Raw genomic sequence first — 2,116 nt, 5'->3', positions numbered from 1 at the left:
ATTATTCTCCTCTTCATGAACATTAAAATGTGCATAATAATGCTTTCCAGGAAAAATTCTTCCACCAACTAAAGAATTTAGCTTCAAATTCGTGTCTCTTCTAGGAATATAAACTCCTTCTTTGGTTTTTCCATTTTCGTCCCATTCAACTGCAATTCGATGAGCTCCGTTTTCAGAATTTACTCCAACAAAATTTGGAAAACCTTTCGGTTTAATATTTTTTAATCGAATTAAGCAAATTCCAACAATTGCTTTTCCTTCATAAAGTTTCGGACGAAAAGGTTTTGGCAAAATATTTTGAACAATTTCTGGACTTGCAGTATAATTTACAAGTATTCGTCTTTCAATTATTCCATGAATTGTTGGTATTTTCATTTGGTGACGGGCATTTTGATACCATTGCAGCTAACGGAAAAAGTATTGGCGAAGTGCGGGCTGGATTTAACTGAAAGTTCAATTCAGACTGAGCGAAGCCGATGCTTTTTCAGATAAGCTAAGTTACAGAAAAAGATTATATGAAAAGCAGCGGCGTGTAAATATTTCTGCTTTTTCTACTTTATATTTAACCCCGCATTTTGCCAATACAATGTTAGCTGCAGCCAGAATCGCAGTTTTTTTTTATTCATTGATATGAGAATCTACATCCATTTGTTGATGCAAAATTCTGATAATTTCTATTTTTTCCTCTTTCAAATTAATTTTGTAAAATATGAAATGTGATTTTACTCGTGAACGAAAATATCCTTTTCTGACTTCATTGTAATCTTTTCCAGATTTAGGATTTTCTGAAATATATTCGATTTCATCCATTATCAAATCGTAATAATAATCAGCTTGCTCTTGTGACCATTCTTCAAAAGTATAAAGCCAAATATTTTCTAAATCTACTTCTGCTTGTTTACTGATTTTATATTTCATTATTCAGCAGAATATTTCTTATGTAAATTTTTTTTAAATGATTCTCTATTGAAACTTGCAGAAAATCCAGATTTTTCTCCTTTTTTAAGTTCTTTAATTAATTCTGTTTTTTTCGTTTCCTCATGTTCAAACATTCGTAAAGCTGTTCTTACAACTTCACTTGCAGAAGAATATTTTCCAGATTTGATTTGTGAATTGATGAAATTGTCGAAATAATCGCCCAATAAAATCGAAGTATTTTTAGCCATGACTTTATAATTAAATTTATAAAATCAAATATACCAAGTTTTGGTATTTCCACCAAATTTATTTTGTGAGAATTGTTCGGAACTGGTTGCAGCTAACGGAAAAAGTATTGGCGAAGTGCGGGCTGAATTTAACTGAAAGTTCAATTCAGATCGAGCGTAGCCAATGCTTTTTCAGATTGTCTAAATTAAGAAAAAAAACAATATGAAAAGCAGCGGCGGATAAATATTTCTACTTTTTCTACTTTATATTTAACCCCGCATTTTGCCAATACACTGTTGTACGCAGTTTTTATTTATAATTTTGTTAATAATTCGCATAATTCAGCATATTTTTTTCCATTATAATGATTAGGACTATTTCTTGTTACTAAATGATATTTTTCATTTAATAAGACTTCCAAAATCCATTCTGATCCATCATTAATTATATTCGGGTCTTGAGTTGGAATACTCCAAAAGTCAATTTCGTTCATTTTAGAAATTATTTGATTCCATTTTAATATGCTAACTTGTTTCGTGTAGTATTTAGTTCTTTTGCCTGTTTGATAACCTCCTAAACCATCAGTTTTGGTATAAGTTAAAATTATTTTGTCATTTAATTTCTCAATTCGATAAACAAATGGATTTTCCCAAGTTCCTAAATTTGTAAATCTTATTATTTCCAAATTTTCATTTTTTTTGTCAAATATAATTGGTTCTTTCAACGAGTTTAGATGTTTTGAATACCATTTATTTGTATATAATGAAAGAGAATCATTTGGGCCATGATTTATTGTATCCCTTGGATATTTAGTATCATCATAAGTTGCAAAATAAAGTTTTCCGTCATAATTTTCTGTAGAATCTTTTGGAATTTTATATTTAGTATTTGCACAACTCATCAGAATAAAAGTTGAAAAAAAATATAACGCTATTTTCTTTGGTAGTTTCATTTTACGACGGGTTTTTGG

Annotated in this window: 4 protein-coding genes; all 4 read right to left on the bottom strand. The window is 29.4% G+C overall.

Annotated elements, in window-relative coordinates; genetic code table 11:
- On the bottom strand, positions 1-375 hold a 375-nt coding region (locus AC5XHR_RS13660), incomplete at its 3' end, for a DUF2071 domain-containing protein (protein WP_495951335.1).
- A 243-nt stretch (positions 376-618) separates the two neighbouring features.
- The gene (locus tag AC5XHR_RS13655) at positions 619-918 is read right to left on the bottom strand and encodes a type II toxin-antitoxin system RelE/ParE family toxin (protein ID WP_495951334.1); all 300 of its coding nucleotides are present in this window, start codon (positions 916-918) and stop codon (positions 619-621) included.
- Complete coding sequence (locus AC5XHR_RS13650; RefSeq protein WP_495951333.1) at positions 918-1,166, bottom strand: type II toxin-antitoxin system ParD family antitoxin; 249 nt, start codon at positions 1,164-1,166, stop codon at positions 918-920. Before AC5XHR_RS13650 ends, AC5XHR_RS13655 begins: the two co-directional genes overlap by 1 nt.
- 293 nt (positions 1,167-1,459) lie before the next feature.
- Positions 1,460-2,116 (bottom strand): hypothetical protein (locus AC5XHR_RS13645; protein WP_495951332.1); only part of this gene is annotated, 657 nt, incomplete at its 5' end.

The organism is Kaistella sp. CFF1-2, assembly GCF_059509915.1.
This window is presented reverse-complemented; position numbering and strand designations above follow the sequence as displayed.

Coding starts and splice junctions, on each gene's coding strand:
- AC5XHR_RS13655 (WP_495951334.1), bottom strand. CDS start 918: ATGAAATATAAAATCAGTAAACAAGCAGAAGTAGATTTAGAAAATATT.
- AC5XHR_RS13650 (WP_495951333.1), bottom strand. CDS start 1,166: ATGGCTAAAAATACTTCGATTTTATTGGGCGATTATTTCGACAATTTC.